Origin of the sequence: Trueperella bialowiezensis (assembly GCF_900637955.1) — a bacterium.
GTDB lineage: Bacteria > Actinomycetota > Actinomycetes > Actinomycetales > Actinomycetaceae > Trueperella > Trueperella bialowiezensis.
Genome location: NZ_LR134476.1, coordinates 390,875 through 411,578, shown reverse-complemented (window position 1 = coordinate 411,578; position 20,704 = coordinate 390,875). Strand labels below are relative to the sequence as shown.

General features: G+C 60.7%; 21 protein-coding genes. 18 read left to right on the top strand and 3 right to left on the bottom strand.

The features are described 5' to 3' along the window. Positions 1-92 precede the first annotated feature (92 nt). The 6 genes from ndk (at position 93) to EL234_RS01905 (ending at position 8,585) form a co-directional block, all read left to right on the top strand. Complete coding sequence (gene ndk, locus EL234_RS01930; RefSeq protein WP_126415886.1) at positions 93-509, top strand: nucleoside-diphosphate kinase; 417 nt, start codon at positions 93-95, stop codon at positions 507-509. A 26-nt stretch (positions 510-535) separates the two neighbouring features. Further along, positions 536-4,123, top strand: a complete 3,588-nt coding sequence (gene smc, locus EL234_RS01925; RefSeq protein WP_126415885.1) for a chromosome segregation protein SMC — start codon at positions 536-538, stop codon at positions 4,121-4,123. Between the two features lie 117 nt (positions 4,124-4,240). Further along, positions 4,241-4,678 (top strand): hypothetical protein, encoded by a 438-nt coding sequence (locus EL234_RS01920; protein WP_126415884.1) that lies wholly within the window; start codon positions 4,241-4,243, stop codon positions 4,676-4,678. A gap of 14 nt (positions 4,679-4,692) precedes the next feature. Continuing rightward, positions 4,693-5,886, top strand: a complete 1,194-nt coding sequence (gene ftsY / locus EL234_RS01915; RefSeq protein WP_126415883.1) for a signal recognition particle-docking protein FtsY — start codon at positions 4,693-4,695, stop codon at positions 5,884-5,886. Positions 5,887-5,927: 41 nt separating this feature from the next. After that, the gene (gene ffh, locus EL234_RS01910; RefSeq protein WP_126415882.1) at positions 5,928-7,484 is read left to right on the top strand and encodes a signal recognition particle protein; all 1,557 of its coding nucleotides are present in this window, start codon (positions 5,928-5,930) and stop codon (positions 7,482-7,484) included. A 21-nt stretch (positions 7,485-7,505) separates the two neighbouring features. Continuing rightward, on the top strand, positions 7,506-8,585 hold the full coding sequence (locus EL234_RS01905; protein WP_126415881.1) for an amidohydrolase family protein: 1,080 nt from the start codon (positions 7,506-7,508) through the stop codon (positions 8,583-8,585). Between the two features lie 19 nt (positions 8,586-8,604). Here the strand turns inward: EL234_RS01905 and EL234_RS01900 are convergent, their stop codons facing one another. Further along, on the bottom strand, positions 8,605-9,579 hold the full coding sequence (locus tag EL234_RS01900) for a cation diffusion facilitator family transporter (RefSeq protein ID WP_126415880.1): 975 nt from the start codon (positions 9,577-9,579) through the stop codon (positions 8,605-8,607). 271 nt (positions 9,580-9,850) lie between these two features. On the opposite strand from EL234_RS01900, the gene rpsP reads away from it, so the two are divergent. The 12 genes from rpsP (at position 9,851) to EL234_RS01840 (ending at position 19,012) form a co-directional block, all read left to right on the top strand. Continuing rightward, entirely contained in the window at positions 9,851-10,339 is a 489-nt protein-coding gene (gene rpsP / locus EL234_RS01895) for a 30S ribosomal protein S16 (RefSeq protein ID WP_126415879.1), read from the top strand. Beyond that, the gene (locus tag EL234_RS01890) at positions 10,339-10,575 is read left to right on the top strand and encodes an RNA-binding protein (RefSeq protein ID WP_126415878.1); all 237 of its coding nucleotides are present in this window, start codon (positions 10,339-10,341) and stop codon (positions 10,573-10,575) included. Before rpsP ends, EL234_RS01890 begins: the two co-directional genes overlap by 1 nt. Before the next feature lie 132 nt (positions 10,576-10,707). Continuing rightward, positions 10,708-11,262, top strand: coding sequence for a ribosome maturation factor RimM (rimM, locus tag EL234_RS01885; RefSeq protein WP_126415877.1), 555 nt, complete (start codon positions 10,708-10,710; stop codon positions 11,260-11,262). Further along, positions 11,259-12,632 (top strand): tRNA (guanosine(37)-N1)-methyltransferase TrmD, encoded by a 1,374-nt coding sequence (trmD, locus tag EL234_RS01880; protein WP_126415876.1) that lies wholly within the window; start codon positions 11,259-11,261, stop codon positions 12,630-12,632. The genes rimM and trmD overlap by 4 nt, the downstream gene beginning before the upstream one ends. A gap of 125 nt (positions 12,633-12,757) precedes the next feature. Continuing rightward, complete coding sequence (rplS, locus tag EL234_RS01875) at positions 12,758-13,105, top strand: 50S ribosomal protein L19 (protein WP_126415875.1); 348 nt, start codon at positions 12,758-12,760, stop codon at positions 13,103-13,105. Between the two features lie 124 nt (positions 13,106-13,229). Next, entirely contained in the window at positions 13,230-14,030 is an 801-nt protein-coding gene (gene lepB, locus EL234_RS01870; protein WP_126415874.1) for a signal peptidase I, read from the top strand. Then, positions 14,027-14,716: a ribonuclease HII gene (locus tag EL234_RS01865; RefSeq protein WP_126415873.1), complete on the top strand. Its 690-nt coding sequence runs from the start codon at positions 14,027-14,029 to the stop codon at positions 14,714-14,716. Before lepB ends, EL234_RS01865 begins: the two co-directional genes overlap by 4 nt. Further along, positions 14,713-15,024 (top strand): DUF2469 family protein, encoded by a 312-nt coding sequence (locus EL234_RS01860; RefSeq protein ID WP_126415872.1) that lies wholly within the window; start codon positions 14,713-14,715, stop codon positions 15,022-15,024. Before EL234_RS01865 ends, EL234_RS01860 begins: the two co-directional genes overlap by 4 nt. Before the next feature lie 97 nt (positions 15,025-15,121). Continuing rightward, positions 15,122-15,499 (top strand): YraN family protein, encoded by a 378-nt coding sequence (locus tag EL234_RS01855; RefSeq protein WP_197718451.1) that lies wholly within the window; start codon positions 15,122-15,124, stop codon positions 15,497-15,499. Next, a complete protein-coding gene (locus EL234_RS01850) occupies positions 15,496-17,013 on the top strand; it encodes a YifB family Mg chelatase-like AAA ATPase (RefSeq protein ID WP_126415871.1) in 1,518 nt (505 codons plus the stop codon). Before EL234_RS01855 ends, EL234_RS01850 begins: the two co-directional genes overlap by 4 nt. Further along, positions 17,013-18,119, top strand: coding sequence for a DNA-processing protein DprA (gene dprA, locus EL234_RS01845; RefSeq protein ID WP_126415870.1), 1,107 nt, complete (start codon positions 17,013-17,015; stop codon positions 18,117-18,119). The genes EL234_RS01850 and dprA overlap by 1 nt, the downstream gene beginning before the upstream one ends. Further along, on the top strand, positions 18,116-19,012 hold the full coding sequence (locus EL234_RS01840; protein ID WP_126415869.1) for a tyrosine recombinase XerC: 897 nt from the start codon (positions 18,116-18,118) through the stop codon (positions 19,010-19,012). The genes dprA and EL234_RS01840 overlap by 4 nt, the downstream gene beginning before the upstream one ends. A gap of 62 nt (positions 19,013-19,074) precedes the next feature. On the opposite strand, the gene EL234_RS09450 is transcribed toward EL234_RS01840, so the two are convergent. Further along, positions 19,075-19,617, bottom strand: coding sequence for a M23 family metallopeptidase (locus tag EL234_RS09450; protein WP_241969056.1), 543 nt, complete (start codon positions 19,615-19,617; stop codon positions 19,075-19,077). 87 nt (positions 19,618-19,704) lie between these two features. Beyond that, positions 19,705-20,502 (bottom strand): trimeric intracellular cation channel family protein, encoded by a 798-nt coding sequence (locus EL234_RS01830; protein ID WP_126415868.1) that lies wholly within the window; start codon positions 20,500-20,502, stop codon positions 19,705-19,707. Positions 20,503-20,704: the final 202 nt, after the last annotated feature.

The window sequence follows — 20,704 nt, the reverse complement described above, 5'->3', positions numbered from 1 at the left end:
GGTAGACAAATCGCCGGATTCGGTACCCCGGGAAGGCAACCGGTACCCCGGGAACGGCAAGAACACATGCGGGCGAATAGTAGGATGGCACCATGGCACAACAGACACTTATTCTGGTTAAGCCCGACGGCGTGCAGCGCGGCCTCGTCGGGGAAATCCTGCGGCGAATCGAATCCAAGGGCTATCGCATCACGCGCATGCGGATGCTGACCGCCACCGACGAGCAGCTGGCCAGCCACTATCACGAACACACAGCGAAGCCGTTTTATCCGGGCATGGCCGAATACATGAAGTCGGGGCCGATCGTGGCCGCCGTGGTTGAGGGTAACCGGGTGATTGAGGGTGTGCGCTCCCTGTCGGGTGCCACTGATCCCACGAGTGCGGCGCCGGGCACGATCCGCGGCGATCTGGGCCGCGACTGGGGAGACGGGCAGATCCGTAACCTTATTCATTCGTCCGACGGCGAGGAGTCGGCAGCCCACGAGATCGGCGTCTGGTTCTCCGAGTAGTGCGCTTTTGTGGCTAAACTAGCTGCGTGCACCTGAAAACTCTGACCCTGCGTGGCTTTAAGTCGTTTGCGACTGCCACCACCCTGCATTTCGAACCGGGGATCAACTGTGTTGTGGGGCCGAACGGCTCTGGAAAATCCAATGTGGTTGATGCTCTTGCGTGGGTGATGGGTGAGCAGGGTGCGAAGAACCTGCGTGGCGGTGCGATGGCGGACGTGATTTTCGCCGGAACCGCCAAGCGGCCCGCGCTGGGCCGAGCCGAGGTGACGCTGACCATCGACAATTCGGATGGTGCGCTGCCGATCGACTACTCCGAGGTCACCATTTCCCGCACGCTGTTTCGCACGGGCGGTTCCGAGTATGCGATCAATGGCACGGCCTGCCGCCTGCTCGATATCCAAGAGCTGCTGTCCGATTCGGGCATGGGTAAAGAAATGCACGTCATTATCGGGCAGGGCAAGCTCGATGAGGTGCTCACGGCAACGCCTGAGGATCGGCGCGGGTTTATTGAGGAAGCTGCCGGGGTGCTCAAGCACCGGCGTCGTAAAGAGAAGGCTTTGCGCAAACTCGAATCGATGCAGGGCAATCTCACCCGTATTGAAGACTTAGCTGCGGAGCTGCGCCGCCAGCTTGGCCCGCTTGCTCGCCAGGCGGCGACTGCGCGGCGTGCTCAGGTGATTCAGGCTGAGGTGTTTGATGCTCGGGCGCGCATCCTGGCTGATGACGTTGCACAGGCACAGGCACGCTTGCAGGCACAGGCGGTTGACGAGGAAAAGTTTGCGGCGCAACGCGAGCAGCTGGCACACAAGCTCGCTGAGGCGCGGGCGGAGGTTGCCCGGCTCCAGGCGGAGGCGGACGCGGCAAGCCCGCATATCGCGGCGCTCACCGAGGATTGGCAACGGCTGAGTTCGCTCGTGGAGCGCTTCCGCAGCCTCGGCCAGTTGGCAATGGAACGCCAGCGTTCACTGACGCAGGCCGCACCGAATACACATCGGGGTGAATCGCCGGAGTCGATCAGGCAGCGCGCCCAACAAGCTCGACTCGAAGAAGAGGCGCTCGCGAAGGAAGTTCGCGACGCCGAGGACGCCCTACACGCCGTCATTGCTCAGCGGGAACGTGCGGAGGCTCGAGAAGCTGAGCTGACCGAGCAGCTCGCTGGGATCAATCGTACGCTCGCGGATAGGCGGGAGACCGCGGCGCGCCTGTCGGGAAAGATTGCCACGGCAACCTCTCGTATTGAGGCGCTGACCGCAGAGCGGGAGCGAGTACTCGCGGCCGTGGCTGGAGCCGAAGAGCGGGCGGCACAGGCTGAAACTCAGGTGATCGAGCTCGAGCAGCAGGCAGTGGCACACGCCGATGGCGACGATTCGCTGTCGATCTCTCATGAGGAGGCGGCGCGCAGCCAGCAGGAGGCACGCGACGCGGTGGAACACGCCCGGCAGGCGCTCGTTGAGGCGCAGGCGGCAGTGGTTGAGTGGCGTACGAAGGCCGATACGCTCGAGCTGTCGTTGGAACCGCAGGATGCGACGGCGTGGCTGGTTGGTGAACACCGGGCGGGCGTGCAGGGTTTGGTGCGCGACGCCGTGAAGATCTCGGCGGGCTGGGAGGCCGCGGCTGAGGCGGCGCTGGCCGGCGTTGCTGAAGGTGCGATCGTTAAGGATGTGGGCGCGGCAGTGGACGCGTTACGTGCGGCTCGTCAGGTGGGTGCTGGGCATCTAGAATTGCTTGTCGCGGACGCGCACACTGCGAGTGATCCGGCAACCTCCCGCGAAGCGAAAGCAAGCGAAGCGCTGAACGTCTGCGGTTTGGCAGCCGACCAGGCGCGGCTGGCCACGGACGTTATTACAGGTGAATCGACGACGGCGGATGCCCTGCGCGCGCTCGTGGCGGGCACGGTGCTGTGCATCGACTTGGCGGCGGCTCAACAATTGCTTGATGCGGGGGCTCCCGCGGTGGCCACGATGGCCGGAGACGTTCTGACACCCTCACATGCATGGGGTGGCGAGGTCCAGGCAGCTGCGATTCTGTCTCGGCAGGCCGCTTACGATGACGCCCGCACCCAGCAGGAAAAGGCACAGCAGCAGGTGGAGGAATACGAGATCGACCTCGACAACGCGCGTGCTCGCGCCGAGGTAGCAGAGCAAGAATTTAACAGTCTGGCAGCAGAACTTTCGGCGCGCGATTCACAGTTGGCTGCAGTGACGGCGCAGCTGGGCGTGCTCCGCCAATCAGTCGCGGCAGCCCATCAGGAAGTCGAGCGTAACTCTCAGCGCGCTGATCATATCGACGCAGACCTCACAGCACGCTCCACAGAATTGGACACCTTGCGTGAACAGCAAGACCAGCTCGACGCCGAACCGGAAGACCTCGCAGCTCGGGCTTCGCAGCTGGCCACCGAACAGACCAGCGCACATAAGGCCACGGTGGCGGCCAGGTCTGACGAAACAGAAGCGCGCCTGAAGTTGCGCACACGCGAGGAGCGGCTGCGGGCGTCGTCGGGAAAGTCAGATGCTCTCGAAAACCAGGCGAAAGCGGTAGAAGCCCGGATTGCGCAAGAAGAACGGCAGGCCGCGCGTAGAGCCGACGCGGCGCAGATTGCCGACAGGGTTGCAGCAGATGCACACGCCGCGCTCGCAGCCACACAAGAATTACTGGCAGCTGTCACGAGCGAACGGCACGAGGCCGAAGCTCAACGCTCTACGAGGGAAACAGAGCTATCAGCAGCGCGCCGCTATTTCGAACGACTGCAAGCGGAAGACCGCGAGCTGGGGGATGTGGCGCACCGGCAAGAGTTGGCGCTCGCCGAACAACGGCTCAAGTATGACCAGCTGGCAGAGCGAGCGATCTCCGATCTGGGAATGTCGGCCGAAGTTCTCGTGGCAGAATTCGGCCCGCACCTTCCGATCAAACAGCCAGTTGAGGAAGGTAAAGAACCGAAACCGGATATCCCGTTTGTGCGCGCCGAACAAGAAAAGCGGCTCGCGAAAGCCGAGCGTGACCTATCACGGCTCGGCAAGATCAACCCGCTTGCACTTGAAGAACACGCTGCGCTCGAAGAACGCCAACGCTACCTCACTGAGCAGTTGGAGGATCTGCGCCGTTCGCGTGCCGATCTGCTCGGAATCGTTAAAGAGATCGACGAACGAGTAGAAGAAGTGATGACGAGCGCGCTCGCGGACGTGGCACGTGAGTTCGAGAGCACGTTCGCGCGTCTTTTCCCGGGTGGCAAGGGCAAGTTGACGCTCACGGATCCGGATGACGTTCTGACCACCGGCGTCGATATTGAGGCTCGTCCGCCCGGAAAGCGGGTCAAGCGGCTGTCGCTGCTGTCTGGTGGTGAACGATCCTTGACGGCGATTGCCTTCCTTGTGGCGATTTTCAAGGCGCGCCCCTCGCCGTTCTATGTGATGGACGAGGTCGAGGCTGCTCTTGATGATACGAACCTCTCGCGCCTACTCGGACTTTTTGAGGAACTACAGGACAATTCGCAGCTGCTGATCATCACGCACCAGAAGCGCACGATGGAAATCGCCGACGCGCTCTACGGCGTGGCCATGCGCGAAGATGGCGTGACCACTGTCATATCACAGCGGGTCAAGGATCTCGCAACGTAGCGTTCGCGCAAAAAGTGGTGACCGCGCGGATATCGCGGGCTGGGAAATATCTCACCTCTTAGCAAAACATGGCGCGTGATAGCCGAATCTCGGCGCGTTTTCAGATAGAAAAGAAGTGTGTTCTCAACTATCTTGCTTGTTGTTGCCGCCGGCGCCACGATTGCCGGTGGCGTTCGGTTGTACAAAAGAAACGAGGATCGAGCCGCCGAGGGGTTTAAGTGGGTGGAAGAATCCGTGGAGGCTTGGCGTTCGAATGAGCTAGACCGGGATAATTTCTCGGTGCACGTGAAAGACACGCAGCTTGACGATCTGTTTACCACGTTTGATCACGACGACGGCGATCCGTACTATTCTCCTGAAGGTATCGAGAATCGTCTGGTCAATGTGACGCGTTCGAATGTGCCGACGCGGATTGCTGATTCCACTGAGGCGGCCGTGACGCGGGCGCTTGACCTGTTGCGTACAGGCGCAGTGCGCGTGGTTGATGGTGTGAAACGCGTCGGGCACAGAGCTGTCAACAAGACCACGCAGACGTTGGCAAAGCCGCGCAAGTAAGGGACACTAGACACGTGGATACAACTCAAATTCTTATTCTTATTCTTGGCCTGCTCGCCATCGCCGCTCTTGGTGTTGGCCTGGTAGCCCGCCATCGTCGTAGCACTACGCAAGAACTACCGTGGGAAAAGCGCGAGGAACTTACCGGTGGTGAGGAACTAGTTCCGGATGAGCCTGCTAGCAGTGAGGTGCAGCCAGCCGAAACACCTGCTGAGATCGCCCCGGAAGAAGCTGCGCCGGTGGATGCCGCACCGAGTGTGCTGGAGCGTCCAGAGCCCGTGGTCTCCCGTATGGAACGTCTGCGCGGGCGGCTGGCCTCCGGTGGAAAGCTCGGCAAGGCACTGCTGTCGATCCTGTCGCGCGGCGATCTTTCTGAGGCCGATTGGGAAGAGCTCGAAGAGACCCTGCTCATGGCCGACGTCGGCCTAGAAGCAACAACTGAACTTATGGACAAGCTGCGCACGGAAATCAAAGTGCGTGGCACGTCTGATCCGGCTGAGGTGCGCCAGATACTGCGCGAGGAACTGATCAAGCTTGTTGATCCGAGCATGGACCGCACGCTGAACGTAGAACCAGGTATTGGTGACGACGGCCAGGCCCATCCGGCTACGATCCTCATGGTGGGCGTGAACGGTGCGGGTAAGACGACCACCGTGGGTAAGCTGGCTCGCCTGTTGGTTGCTGAAGATAAGACAGTCTTGCTTGGCGCGGCCGACACGTTCCGTGCGGCGGCGGCAGATCAACTTGCCACGTGGGGTGAGCGCGTTGGCGTCGAGGTTGTGCGTTCAGATCGGGAAGGTGCCGATCCGGCATCCGTTGCGTTCGACACGGTGAAGGTCGGGCGTGAAAAGGGCGTCGACGTCGTCATTGTTGATACTGCTGGCCGCCTGCAAAACAAGGCGGGGCTCATGGATGAGCTGGGCAAGATTAAGAGGGTCATGGAGCGTAGCGCGCCGATTCGGGAAGTTCTGCTCGTGTTGGACGCGACGACGGGCCAAAATGGCATGCGCCAGGCTGAAGTTTTCGCCGAGGTCGCTGGTATCACCGGAATTGTGTTGACGAAACTGGATGGCACCGCGAAGGGCGGAATCGTGATTTCGGTTCAGCGCGCACTGGGCGTGCCAGTGAAGTTTGTTGGCCTTGGTGAGGGCGCCGATGATTTTGCGCCTTTCGATCCGGAAGGTTTTGTGGATTCGTTGCTGGCTTAGCGTAGACTTAACGCCAGTTTCATTCCCAGTCGAGGTTGTTGATGTTTAATTCCCTGTCAGATCGGATTACCGGTTCGCTACGAAACCTGCGGAAAGCGGGGCGGCTGTCTGAAAAGGACGTCGAGGCGGTTATCAGTGACATCCGCCGTGCGTTGTTGGACGCCGACGTCGCACTGCCGGTCGTCCGTCAGTTCACGGCGTCGGTGCGGGAAAAGGCCGTTGGTGCGGTCAAATCTCAGGCGCTGAATCCGGCTCAGCAGGTTGTCAAGATCGTCAACGACGAACTCATAGAGGTCCTCGGTGGGGAGAGCCGCGAGCTGAATTGGGCTGCCAAGCCACCAACTGTCATCATGTTGGCTGGCTTGCAGGGTGCGGGTAAGACCACGCTGGCAGGTAAGCTTGGCCTTTGGCTACGGGAGAACGGTCACCGTCCGCTGTTAGTGGCCTCCGATTTGCAGCGTCCGAACGCCGTGCAACAGTTGCAGGTTGTGGGCGAACAGGCAGGGGTGGCCGTGTGGGCACCCGAGCCGGGCAACGGCGTCGGCGATCCTGTTGAGGTGGCACGCTCGTCAATCCAGTACGCGAAAGAGAATACGTACGACGTCGTCGTCGTCGATACCGCGGGGCGGCTCGGTGTCGACGAAGAGATGATGGAGCAGGCGCGCAATATTCGCGACGCCGTTAACCCCGACGAAATCTTGTTCGTGCTCGACGCGATGGTTGGCCAGGACGCGGTTAACACGTCGGTGGCATTCCGTGACGGCGTGGGCTTCACCGGAGTCGTGCTCTCAAAGCTCGACGGCGACGCGCGCGGTGGTGCCGCGCTGTCCGTGCGTGGCGTGACGGGTCAGCCGGTTCTCTTTGCCTCAACCGGTGAAAAGCTGGACGCCTTTGAACGCTTCCACCCGGACCGGATGGCGTCGCGCATCCTCGACATGGGCGATCTGCTCACCTTGATTGAGCAGGCGGAAAAGACGTGGTCGGCCGAGCAGGCCGAGGATCTCGCTACCAAAATGGTTGGCGGGGATTTCACGCTTGATGACTTCCTCGACCAGCTCAACCAGCTGCGCAAGATGGGTTCGATGAAGAAGCTCATGGGGATGCTGCCCGGGATGGGGCAGTTCCGGGAGGCGCTCGAAAACTTTGATGAACGTGAAGTGGATCGGCAAGAGGCGATCGTCAAGTCGATGACTCCGGCTGAACGTGCCGACACGAAGATTCTTAACGGCTCGCGCCGCCTGCGTATTGCAAACGGCTCGGGAACCACGGTGACCGAGGTCAACCAGCTGGTGGATCGCTTCGAACAAGCGAAAAAGATGATGACGGCGATGAGCCGTGGCGGCGGCGTGCCCGGCATTCCTGGTATCCCTGGAATGGGCGGCGGCCGGGGCGGTTACACCAAGCGTCAGCCTAAGCGGAAGAAGAACCGTTCGGGCACGAAGAAGGGCCGCTCTGGTAATCCGGCCAAGCGTCGTCAGCAGGAATTGGCAGCACAGCGCGAACGTGAAGCCAGGCAGAAGGGCTCGGCGTTCGGTCCGGGCGCGCAGACCGCGCAACCCGACGTCGATTTCGACGAGTTGGCGAAGTTCCTCAAGTAGGCAAGAGATCGGCGGCGCGCGATGATCGTTCACCTGACGGGCACTTTACGGGGTACTGACCGCTCGGAAGCGTGGATCGTCGATGGGCGTTTGAGCTTTACTCGGCCGGATGTTGACAGCGCGGGCTCGCGCGCGGTACGCGAAGTATCTGGCTACGCGTATCCCGGTCTGCTTGACGTACACACTCATCCGGGGCTACGCCGTAGCCCAGAGGCGTTGGAAACTTCGGAAATCCGGCGTCGTTTGGAGATTTTGGCGCGCATCGGAGTGAGTGATGTGCGCGATTCGGGTGGTCAGCACGATCCGAATGTGGCCTGGGAACCGGGGCTGCCGAGGGTCATTCACTGCGGGCAACACATCGCCCGGTATCGGCGTTACGAACGTTATTTGGCCACGGAGACGGAGCCGGCGGACCTGCCGGCTGAGGCGCTACGCCAATTAGCGGTATCCGGCGGGTGGATCAAAGTGGTTGGCGATTGGATCGACCGCGAGGTCGGGGACATGACGCCGCTATGGCCGCGTGCCGCTTTGAAAGATGCGGTGGCCGCGGTACACGAGGCTGGCGGCAAAGTCACAGTACACGCTTTCGCCCGCGAGACTATTGATGATCTGCTGGAAGCCGGCGTCGACGGAATCGAACACGGCACCGGCATGACCCGCGATCACCTGTTGGAGGCTGCAGCCCGCGGCATCCTCATCACTCCCACTGTTCGCCAGATTCGCCGCTTCCCAGAGTTCGCGGCCAGTGCCACGAAATATCCGGCGTACCAACAGCGCATGTTAGCAATGGACGCCCAGCGGCGCGAACACCTCGCGCTCATGGTTGATACTGGCACGCATTTCCTCATGGGCTCAGATTCGGCAGAAGACGTCGGCGAAACTAACCTAACCGATGAGCTGATCTGCGCCGTCGAGGATGGGATGCCTGCCGACGTCGTCATGGCAGCGGCCTCCTATGATGGCAAGCGCCGGCTCGGGCTGCCTTTCTGGGCCGAAGGTGCCCCTGCCGACGTCGTCGTCTATCTAGACGATCCCGAAGAGAATATTGCCACCGTACGCACGCCTGCTGCCGTATTCATTGGTGGGCATGCCATCAGCTAGAAGCTCCTGGGAGCGGTAGTTAGGCGCCCGGTTCGGGCTCGTCGTCAGTGATTGGAATGTAGCCTTCGGGAATGTCCTCGTACGAACTTGCGTCTTCGATGGGCTCCACGTGAATCTCAACAGAGGAATCGGGCAGCTTCGCGGTGATTTCTTCTTCGATGACGTGCGCGAAGTCGTGGCCTTGCGTGACGCTCCAGTGGCCAGGAACCTGCAGGTGGAAGCTAATGAAACGCTGGCGGCCTGCTTGGCGGGTGCGCAGGCCGTGGAAGGTTACTTTGCCCTCTTCGGTGCGCTCGCGCAGAATGTTGACGATAACCTGGTTGTCGGCGTCGGGAAGCGTGACGTCGAGGAGCCCGGCGAGAGCCTCGCGTAGCAGTTGGACGCCGGTGCGCAGAATGTTGATTGCAACGAGGATTGCGATGATCGGATCAAGCTGGTACCAGCCGGTCACGGATACGAGTGCGAGCCCGCAGATCACGCCGGCAGACGTATACAGGTCAGTCAGGAGGTGCTTGCCGTCGGCTTGCAGCGTGATTGACCTGTGCTTGCGGCCAGCGCGCAGAAGAAAGATACCGGCCCCACCGTTGATGAGGGCCGCAACCAGCGAGATCGCAAGACCAATACCAAGTTCAGTGACCCCTTGTGGCTTGAGCAGACGCTGCACCGACGCGAAAATGATCAGCGCAGCCGCACCGAAAATCATTGCGCCTTCGACTGCCGCAGAGAAGTACTCGGCCTTCGAACGCCCGTAGGTGTAACGGGACGACGCCGGCTTTGCGGCGAGAATTAAAGCGACGAGCGCGATGACCGCGGCCACGAGGTTGACCACGGATTCCATCGCGTCCGACAGCAACGACACCGAACCGGTAACGTAATAAGCCCCGGCTTTGAGGCCAATCGTGACGATAGCGACGCCGATCGCGAACCAGGCGTATGGGGTCAGGTTTGGTGCGGATTGGGTGGACTGAGCGGACTGACCGGATGTGCTAGACATGCCTCTATTGTGCCGCTGCTGAGGAGTGGGCGAGAAGAATGGTGATGTAGATATCTCCACAGTTGTCAGGATTCGTGACCACTACCACCGCGGTTTTGGTTACTCCCGCTGCCATTTGGCGCTGAAATCTGGCATGATTAACCACTGTACTCAGGCTTTCCGAGACCCCTCTCTTCTCGGTCAGTCTTAGTCACGGGCTGGCGATCATGCGCATGATTTCCCACGCTACGATCGGCGCCCATTGAAGAAGAAAATAGGAGAGACCGCTAAAGTGGCAGTCAGAATTCGTTTGAAGCGCATGGGTAAGATCCGGGAACCGCACTACCGGGTCGTCGTCGTGGACCAGAAGAAGAAGCGTGACGGCCGGGTGATCGAGGAGATCGGATACTACAACCCGAATACCGATCCGTCGGTTATCGACATCAACTCTGAGCGTGCCCGCTACTGGATTTCGGTTGGCGCACAGCCGTCCGAACCGGTGCTCGCACAGTTGAAGATCACTGGCGACTGGCAGGCAGCCAAGGGCCTTGAGGGTGAATCCACCCTGCGTACGCCCGAGGTTGTGGATAAGGAAAAGGCTCGCGAAGAGGCCGTCCAGGCTGTTCAGGACGACGCCGAAAAGCGCCGTGCCGCTAAGGCACAGGAGCGCGCGGAAGCTGAGGCGGCAGCCAAGGCTGAGGCCGAGGCCGCAGCAGCTGAGGAAGCCGGCGAGGATGTTCCTGCTGAGGAAGCTCCGGCTAGCGAGGCGGAGGAAGCCTAATGCTGAGTGAAGCCTTGGAACACCTCGTCCGCGGAATCGTGGACAATCCCGACGACGTCGAGGTGACCGCCCGTGAAAACCGCCGCGGCGAACTGCTCGAGATCCGGGTTAATCCTGAGGATCTTGGGCGCGTGATCGGCCGTAATGGTCGCACGGCCAAGGCGTTGCGTTCTGTCATGAGCGCGCTATCGACGGACGGTCCCGTTCGCGTTGACGTGATCGAGACCGATCGATAACCCAAAACTCTCAAGGGAGCCCGCCAACTGGCGGGCTTTCTTGTTGCCCGCCGGCATGCGGGCGCTTTTGAGTGTTAGCCTGTGATGTCGGCACAATAGATCTGGTACGAACATGCGAATGAGGGGAGTGGCATGCAACTCACGGTGGCTATTATCGGGCGCCCGCAAGGCCTGAAAGGCGAGGTCAAGCTGGATGTGCGTACCGACGCCGTAGAGGAGCGCCTCGCCCTTGGGGCAATGCTGGAAACCGACCCTGCGGAGATGGGACCTGTGACTGTTGCGAAGCGGCGCGAATATAAGGGGCAAGTGTTCGTCACGTTCGAGGAGTACCCGGACCGCAGCGGCGCGGAGGCCTTGCGGGGCACGAAGCTCGTCATTGAATCGGATGAGGACGAGGTGGAAGACGACGCCTGGTTTGCCCACGAGCTGAAAGGCTTGGAGGCGCTCGACCCGGAGGGTTACGAGCTGGGCATTGTTGTGGGGTTGGAATACATGCCGGGGCATGACCTGCTGGTCGTGCGCGAGCCGGATGGGATTATTACCCGCGTGCCCTTCGTGAAAGAGATTGTTACCGAGGTTGACCTTGAGGATAACTGCGTGGTCATCGACGCGCCGCCCGGCCTGTTCTCGCCCGAGGACCTCGTGGTCTCGGAAGAGACCGGTGAGATTAAGGAGCGGCGTTCATGAGGTTTGACATCATTTCGGTTTTCCCGGAGTTTTTCTCGGTGCTCGATCTTTCTCTTGTGGGTAAGGCACGCGAGCGGGGGCTGATCGCGGTGCAGGCACACGACTTGCGTGATTGGACGAGCGACGTGCACCGGACCGTTGACGACGCCCCGTTTGGCGGCGGGGCCGGCATGGTCATGAAGCCGGACGTGTGGGCAAAGGCGATCGACGACGTCGCACGCGCGGCTGACGGCGAAACCCCAGGTAGTGACCAACAACAGTCGAAGGTGGTGCTCGCAATCCCGACCCCGGCCGGAGAGCCATTGACGCAAGCGGACTGCTGGCAGCTCGCCGATACGGATCACCTCATTATTGCGTGCGGACGCTACGAAGGGATCGACGCGCGCGTCGCGGATTACTACCGCGGGCAGGGCGTGGAAGTCTTCGAATATTCGCTGGGCGACTTCGTGCTCAACGGTGGCGAAGTAGCGGCGATTGCGCTGGTCGAAGCGGTGGCTAGGCTTGTGCCAGGCATGGTGGGTAATCCCGATTCGCTGCGCGAGGAGTCGCACGGGGAGCAGGGCTTGCTTGAATACCCGATCTATACGAGGCCCACAGACTTCCGCGGGCTGCAGGTGCCGGAAGTTCTCACCTCGGGCGATCACGGCAAGGTTGCCCGCTGGCGGCGAGACCAGGCGCTCGAGCGGACCGCACAGCGGCGTCCGGACATGATCGCAGCTTTGCACGCCGAGCAGCTCGACAAGAAGGACCGGGCAAAACTTGCCGAGCTTGGCTGGCTGGTTCAGGGTGATGAGCTGGTCAACGTCGTCGTTGAAGAGGCAAGCCCGGAGGAAGCCACCGCAGTGGCCGAGCTCGCCGGCCGGTTATTCCCGCACGCCTGCCCACCAGAAATGAAAACCGAAGATATCCAGGCCTTCATCGATCAGAACCTCACCGAAAAACATTTCGCGCACTATATTGCCGATCCGAACCATATCGTGCTCGTTGCCCGAGATGGCCGTGACATTGGCGGATATTCCCTGTCGATCATCCCGCGGCCAGGGGAGGTGGAACCGGACGCCCCTGTCGACGTCGTGCTCGATGTGCCACGAAACGGCCCACTGGCCTACCTGTCGAAAATGTATATCGAACCGGCATGGCGAGGAACCGGCCTATTTGACTTGCTCATGGGCGAAACAATCGCCGCGATCCGGCGGGCATCCGATGGGCCGGAACCCTACGTGTGGCTCGGCACCAACGCCGGAAACAAGCGGGCGATCCGGGCGTATAAGCGTGCCGGATTCGCCGTGGTCGGCGAACGCGAATTCTTAGTTGGTGATCAGATCAACAAGGATGTGACTTTGGCGATCCGCGCCAATATGCCAAAATAATAGGGCTTGCACATGGAGGATCGGATCCGCCGCAGGGGATCGACCTCGTCAGCAAGAACATCACAACGGACGGGCACTGCCCGGAAAGCATTCTGACCTGCGTGCAGAGTGAGAAGAGAACGAACATGAATATTCTCGACAAGATCAATGAAGCCTCCCTCGTGGAACGCCCGGATTTCCGTGCGGGCGATACGGTCAAGGTCAACGTGAAAGTCGTTGAAGGTACCCGGAGCCGTATTCAGGTGTTCCAGGGCGTCGTGATTAACCGCCGCGGCGGCAACTCTGTGAACGCTACGTTCACGGTGCGTAAGTCGTCGTTCGGTGTTGGTGTGGAGCGTACGTTCCCGCTGCATTCGCCGAACGTGGATTCCATTGAGGTTGTCACTCGTGGTCGCGTGCGCCGCGCTAAGCTCTACTACTTGCGCGATCGCCACGGTAAGGCTGCGAAGATCCGCGAAAAGCGCGAAAACTAAGAGTTTTCTTAGCGGGGCGCCCTTCGGGGCGCCTTTCGCTTACGTGGCCAACACAATTGATCACATCACCGATCAGGCCGGTTAATGCCGTAGGCTAGAGGTCTCAGCGCGAAAGGAAGGTGCGATGGACGGGCAGGATAACTATGGCCAAGCGATGCCGCCGTCGTACCCGCCAGAAAATCCGCGTGCAGCTAATCCTGCTGTGGAGCCTGAGCCGGTCGAACAGGAAGCAAGTGCTGAGACCAACTCGTCGAAGTTCTTCTCTGGTTTTCTCGAGTTCGGTATGGTGATCGCCGCGGCACTGTTGCTGTCGGTCATCATTAAAACGTTTTTTGCGCAAGCGTTTGCTATTCCGTCTGAGTCGATGGAAGACACGCTGATTCCTGGTGATCGTATTTTGGTGAACAAGCTCGCCGATGGTGAGGGCGATCTGAATCGGGGCGACGTCGTCGTGTTCGTGGATCCGGGATCGTGGCTGGATGATGTTCCAGAGCCGGAACGTAACGCGCTCCAAGAGGCGCTGATCAATATTGGTGAGGCGATCGGGCTCGTACCGCAAAATGTGGGCGATCATTTGGTGAAACGAATCATTGGTATGCCTGGAGACCACGTGGCATGCTGCACTGACGAAGGGCTGCTGACCGTGAACGGGCAGCCGATTCGGGAGAGCTATTTGAAGCCGGGCGTGTCTGCCTCGCACAGCACGTTTGATGTGACTGTTCCTGCCGGGCACGTGTGGGTGTTGGGGGATAACCGCCCGCGATCGAAGGATGCTCGTTTCCATCACCAAGCCACCGGTTTTGGGTTCGTGCCTATTGCGAACATTGAAGGGCGGGCGTGGTTGACTGTCTATCCGTTCGATCGGTTCGGCACGATTCCGTCTGCCACTCACGTGTTCGAAAACGTGCCTGATCCTGCTCCATGATCGAGCCTGATCGCGTTCTTGAAAAAGAGCTACTTTCCTTAGCCGCGCAGCATGTGAGCGGCCCGGTTTATCTTGCCGGTGTTGACGAAGTGGGCAGGGGAGCCCTCGCCGGCCCGGCGAGCGTTGGCATCGTACTCGTATCAAAGACGACGTCGGATCAGTTCCCGGCAGGGTTGCGAGATTCCAAATTGATGAGTGCCGCGGCGCGGGAAGCTATCGTCGACGACGTCGTGACTTGGGCTGATGCTGCCGCTGTGGGGCATGGCCAACCGGAGGCTGTGAACGAATTTGGGATTATTGGAGCGTTGAGGTTGGCGGCCGCGGACGCGCTGGCGCAGCTTGCGGACTATCCGATTGCGGGCGTGCTTCTTGACGGATCGCATGACTGGTGGACGAGCCACGAACTGCCGCTGGGCCCGCAGCTTCCGGCGTTGCCGGTGCACGTGCAGACGAAAGCGGATGCGACCTGTGCCGTGGTGGCTGCGGCTTCCGTGCTGGCGAAGGTGGCACGCGACAGGCGGATGGTCGAGCTTGCCGGGCACTACCCGGGTTACGATTGGGAACATAACAAAGGATATTCCTCGCCGCGGCACATTGAGGGCTTGCAAACGCTGGGGGCTAGTCCGCAACATCGGACGTCGTGGAAACTACCAGGGCTGACCAACGGAACGGAAGGGCGCGCATGAGCGAACTGGAAGAATACGAAAGTAATCAGGAGCTTGCCCTGTATCGCGAATACCGTGAGGTGGCCAGCCGGTTTAGATTCGTAGTGGAAACGGAGCGGCGTTTCTATTTGGCTAATGACGTGGACGTGAAAGTGCGCGCCTCCTCGGCTGGCGACGTGTTTTTTGAGGTGACGTTGACGGACGCGTGGGTGTGGGATATCTACCGGGCCTCGCGTTTTATTCGAGGTGCGCGGATCGTGACGTTCAAGGATGTCAATGTTGAAGAGCTCAACCGGCCGGATAGGACGCGCGAACTCGGCAACCAGTAAAGGTCGAATACTTTTCCACACCCAAGTAAAAGCAGCGTTTTTCTAAGCGCGGGGGATAACCGTGCCAGCGCTTCTTCGGATTTGGTGAGATCGCATCATGACGATTGAACAAATGACGAAGAATGAGTTGGGCGCGTGGGGTGAAAACCTTGCGGTCAAACATCTGAAGGATTCCGGCTGGGCGATTCTCGAACGTAATTGGCGCACCCGCGGAGGCGAACTCGATATTGTGGCGTTCGACCCGCAGCGCGGGGCGATCGTGGCCGTTGAAGTGCGTACTCGGCGCACCCGGATAGCTGGCACGGCGGAAGAATCCGTCACGTACGCGAAGGTGAATCGGCTGCGCGGATTGCTGTTGAGCTGGCTGGTGCAGCGAGGCAGCTTCGCGGCTGAGATTTCGGTTGACGTGATCGCAGTGGCCGTGGGCGACGACGGGCTACACACGATTAGCCATGTGACGGACGTGACGTCATGAGCGCGGGAACTGTAGGGCGAGCGCACACGCTCAGCCTGCTTGGACTCGACGCGGTGCCCATCCTTGTTGAGGCAGTTCAACTCAACGGGCTGCCTAGCTTCACGATTGTGGGATTGCCGGACGCGGCGGTCAACGAAGCACGCGAACGTCTGCGGGCCGGTTTTCATGCGATCGGGCTGCCGTGGCCAAACCGCCGGTTGACGGTTAACCTTTCGCCTGCTGACGTGTCCAAATCCGGTACGGGTTTTGATTTGGCGATTGCGGCCGCCATCCTCGGTTCGATGGGGTTTCGGCTCCCACCTGGTGTGACGGTCATGGGTGAGCTTGGACTTGATGGTTCTGTCAGAGGGGTGCGCGGAGTGCTACCGGCCCTCGTTGCAGCCTCTGAGCAGGGTGTTGGCAGAGCAATCGTGCCGGTAGCAAATAGGGCCGAAGCTGAACTTGTTGACGGCATCGACGTGGCCGCCGTGCGTCACCTTGGTGAGGTGGGCTCCATGTGTGGGGCGCCGTGTGAATTTTCCATGCCGAGCGTTCCGGAGTCAGCCCCAGACGTCCACGTTGAAACTGAGCCTGATCTTGATCTTTCCGACGTCTACGGCCAAGAAGCGGCTATCGCTGCTCTCGAAGTCGCGGCTACCGGTGGTCATCACATGATCATGGTCGGATCGCCAGGGGTCGGTAAGTCGATGCTGGCTCGGCGCCTGCCGGGAATCTTGCCTCGACTTACAGATGAAGCGGCGCTTGAAGTTGCCGCGGTATCCTCACTTGTTGGCCGGCAACTAGCTGTTCTCCCTCAAGAACCACCGTTCGCAGCCCCGCATCATACGGCGTCGCCGTCAGCGATGGTCGGTGGCGGATCGGGGATCGCTCGCCCGGGTGCGATCACACTAGCGCACAGGGGCGTGCTGTTTTGCGATGAGTTCCCCGAGTTCGCACCCAGAGTGATTCAGGCGTTGCGCCAGCCGATGGAAGATGGCTACATCGACATCGCCCGTGCCAAGGCCGCCGTTCGGTTTCCGGCCCGGTTCCAACTGGTGGCGGCCGCTAATCCGTGTCGGTGCGGTGCCATTCTTGATGCGCCTAGTTCGTGCACGTGTACCTCGCGAGACAACCGCATGTATCAAGCCTCGCTTGGCGGGCCGGTACGGGATCGGATCGACATCCAAACGATTGTGCGCCGCCCGTCGAAAGCAGATCTGCGCCGAGGTGGAACAATCACGAGCGCCGAGGTTCACGAACGTGTCAGCGAGGCACGCTTGCGGCAAATCCACAGGTTGGAAGGCAGCGGTTTCGACTGCAACGCGCACGTGTCCGGGAAATGGCTACGGGCTAACACCACGCTGCCCGAGCGTTCGCGAACGGTTTTCGAAGAGGCCATGGCTCGCGGGGATATGTCGTTACGCGGATTTGACAGGATTTTGCGTTTAGCGTGGTCGGTGGCCGATCTCGCTGGGCATGAGCACCCGAGCGACGACGACCTCGCGCTCGCGTTTACGTTGAGACGAGGTGCCTGATGGATAACAGGCTCGCGCGGATTGAGTGGTCGCGGATTACTGAAGGTGCAGATCAGGCCGCTCATGGGCTGATCGCCCGGCTCGGAGCGGCTGCAAGTCTTGAGGCCGTCCGCAGTGGAGAGGGGCTGACACCGGATGAAGAGCAGGTGGCCCGGAGGTGGCGGCACAGGCTTGACGGCCTCAGTCCATTCCGGGAAAAGTCGCTAGCCGCCCTTGGGATAACCGTTCTTGCCCCCGAAGATGAGCTGTGGCCCGAACAGATCAACGACCTCGGCGCTGAAACGCCTCTCCTGCTGTGGGTGAAAGGCAACCCGGAGGTACTCTCGTCTCGCCCGGCAGTAGCGATTGTTGGCTCGCGGGCGGCAACCGCGGATGGGAAACGTATTGCGCGGGATTTCGCCTGCGATATTTCGGATACCACCACGGTCGTCTCTGGTGGGGCGTTCGGAATTGATGCGGCCGCCCATGGTGGCGCACTTCTTGCGGAAAAACCTACGGTGATTGTTTCCGCCGGGGGAGCAGATCGGGTTTATCCGCGCGCTCACGAAGCACTATTTGCAGCTGTGCTCGACGGCGAGGGCGCCGTCGTCTCCGAATCTCCCATTGGTGCTGCTCCGCAACGGTTCAGGTTTTTGGCCCGCAACCGGATTATTGCAGCGTTAGCCCGAGCTACGCTCGTCGTCGAAGCTCCAGTGCGGTCCGGTGCGCTATCTACTGCCCGGCATGCGATGAAAATAGGTCGGGATGTGGGCGCCGTGCCGGGTCAGATTGACTCGATCCAATCTCACGGGTGTATCGATCTGCTCCGTAACGGGGCGACTGCGATCGCGAGCGCCGATCACCTGCGTGAACTCGTCGGTCCTTTCGATGTGCAACCGACGTTGGCCGCCGATTTCTTTTCGTTTGGTGCAGCCGACGATTTCGATCTGCGCACGGCCCGCACATTCGATGCCGTGCCGGTGAGCCACAGTGCCGACGCGCATTCGATCGCTTCCGTGGCAGGGTTGACCGTTGCGGAAACGTTGACCGCGCTAGGAAAGCTCACGCTTGGCGGGCATGTTGAAGAAAACAGGGGCAGGTGGCGGCGCAGTAGAATCAAAGCATGAGTGTTGAGCGTGTGCTTGCTGAATATGGCCACGAGCTCGCTGTGCGCAGAGGTCTGTCCGAGCACACCGTCACCGCTTACGTGAGCGAGGCGCGATCACTGGTCGAGTTTCTTTCTGAGTTCTCCGACGACGTCACCGCTTCGCTCAAGCACCTCGAGTTAGATGATCTGCGGCTATGGCTGGCTTCTTTCGATGGCCATTCGCGCGCATCGGTCGCTCGCCATTCGTCTGCGATCCGGAACTTCACGGCTTGGTTGTATAAGGCGGGCTATGCCGATGCTGATGCTGGGCAACGCTTGAAAGCCCCGCGGGCAGATGCCACGCTTCCGCAGGTGTTGACTGAAGCGCAGGCTAAAACCCTACTCGCCACAGCAGAACAGAAAGCGAATGAGGAAGGCGGGCTCGCTGTTCGCGACTGGGCCATGTTGGAGCTGCTGTATGCGTCGGCCATCCGAGTCAGCGAGCTCGTCGGGTTGAACGTGGCGGATCTGCGCCCAGATTCCACAATGCGGGTACTGGGTAAGGGTAATAAGGAGCGCATCGTTCCCTACGGCCGCCCAGCTCGGGAGGCGATCATGCAGTGGTTAACAGCCCGCCAGGACTTCATCACTGATGACCACCGAGCACTGTTTCTTGGTGCGCGCGGAAAACGGATTAATCCGCGGGTTGTTCGCACTGTGTTGGATAACCTGACGGCGCTTGCCGGGGTGCCCAAGATTGGGCCGCATGCGCTACGCCACTCAGCTGCCACTCACCTGTTGGACGGCGGCTCGGATCTGAGAAGCGTGCAAGAAGTGCTTGGTCATTCCTCGCTGGGCACCACCCAACGCTATACGCACGTGAGCGCCGAACGGTTACGTGCCGCGTTCGGGCAAGCTCATCCGCGCGCATAAACCTCGCGCTAGATCCTCATACGTGGGCTTGGCGTGCTCAGACACGGGCGCAGGCGTGAGCTCTACTCGAGGAGCCGGATCGGCGCCCGCTGTAATAACGTCAGCGGATCGATATAGTCGCTTGATCCGCGTTTGGCACCCCAGTGCAAACACGGCAACGGAGCGCAGTGCGTTCCGTCCACATAGCCGATCACCTCGCCCCGGGTGACGTCCTGGCCGCGGCGAACCGCCGGTATGAGGGGTTCGTAGGTGGTACGAATGCCATCGGCATGTTCAATCGACACGAGCTGGCGATCATTGAGCCAACCGGAGTAAATAACCGTGCCGTCGGCTGCAGCGTACACGGACTGCCCGGCGTCGAGCGCAAGATCAACCCCGCGATGGCCCGGATTCCAGTTCGCGCCGTCCATATAAAACGGACGCAACACGGGAACTTCTGCCCCGGAGGGCCAGTCGTAGTCCACCGGCGCACGTGACTGGTCGGTGATAACGGTGATGGTTTGGTGAGAATCGAGAACGCGCGCCGGAGCGCCAGGGGTGTAGACGGCTGCAACTCCCAGTGCGCCAAGAGCAAGTGCGGTAACAGATAAGGCAAGTTTCTTCATGCCTTCACCCTGCCACCTAGCCACTCTTCAGCGTTCGGAACGGCTGCTTGCTGTGGGTAACGCGAACAGGAGACAGACTGTGGAGAACTATTCGGAGTGTGAGCTATCGGAGTCTTGCTGGTTGTTGGACTCGTGCCCTGCGCCAGACTTTTTCCGTTTGCTGCTCGCTTGCCGCTCCTTGGATTTGCGCCGCTGGCTACGCGTGAGCTTTTGGCTCGTGCGCAGGCGCCGGTGGTGATGCTGGATTTGCCGGGTGGAGGTCTCGAGCACGTTCAGGGGGCGGGATGGGAGCACCCAGTTGAACTTCTGGGCGGCAAGCCCGAACACGAGGCAGATCAAAATGGCAAGCGCCATACCCTCTTCGTACAGGCCGTTCTTTTGGAAGATGACCATCACCCCGGAGGCGAGGATCGCGAACGAGGCGTACATGGGGTTAGAGCCGAAGATTGCCGGGCGTCGGCCGATGACGACGTCGCGAATAACGCCGCCTGCGGTGGCGGTGATGACGCCGAGAAACATGGAAGGAATGGGCGCGAGGCCAGCGGCGAGCCCCTTTGATGCTCCTGTGGCGGACCAGCAGCCGAGTGCGAGCACGTCGGCGAGCAGTAGCCACCTGCGCCACCACGGGCCGTCCATCGGAATCAGATACGCAACGAAGGCGGCGCCCAGTGCACCGGAGAGGTACCACGGATCGGTGAGTGCCACGGGAAAGCCGATGCCGAGCAGGCTGTCACGGATCATGCCGCCGCCAAGAGCGGTGATGACGCCAAGGAACAAATAGCCGATCACGTCATAGTTCAGGGCGCGGGCATAACTGGCGCCCAGCACGCCGTAGGCGATGACGCCCACAACATCAACGATTCGGAACAACACGTCGGGTTCCATGGCTCTCCTTCCTCCTGAACCAAATCCGCAATCATCTTACGCGCCTGGCGCGGTATGCGGCATGCCCGTTATCACTTCCGTCGTGTTGTGTTGCTAGCAATGTTGGCAAGACCACCCGCACCTAGAGCGGCCATCCTTGGAATGGTTCGACGCCCCGGGGTAGACTGGTGAGGCTGTGATTTTCGCGGCGCACGGCTGTGTG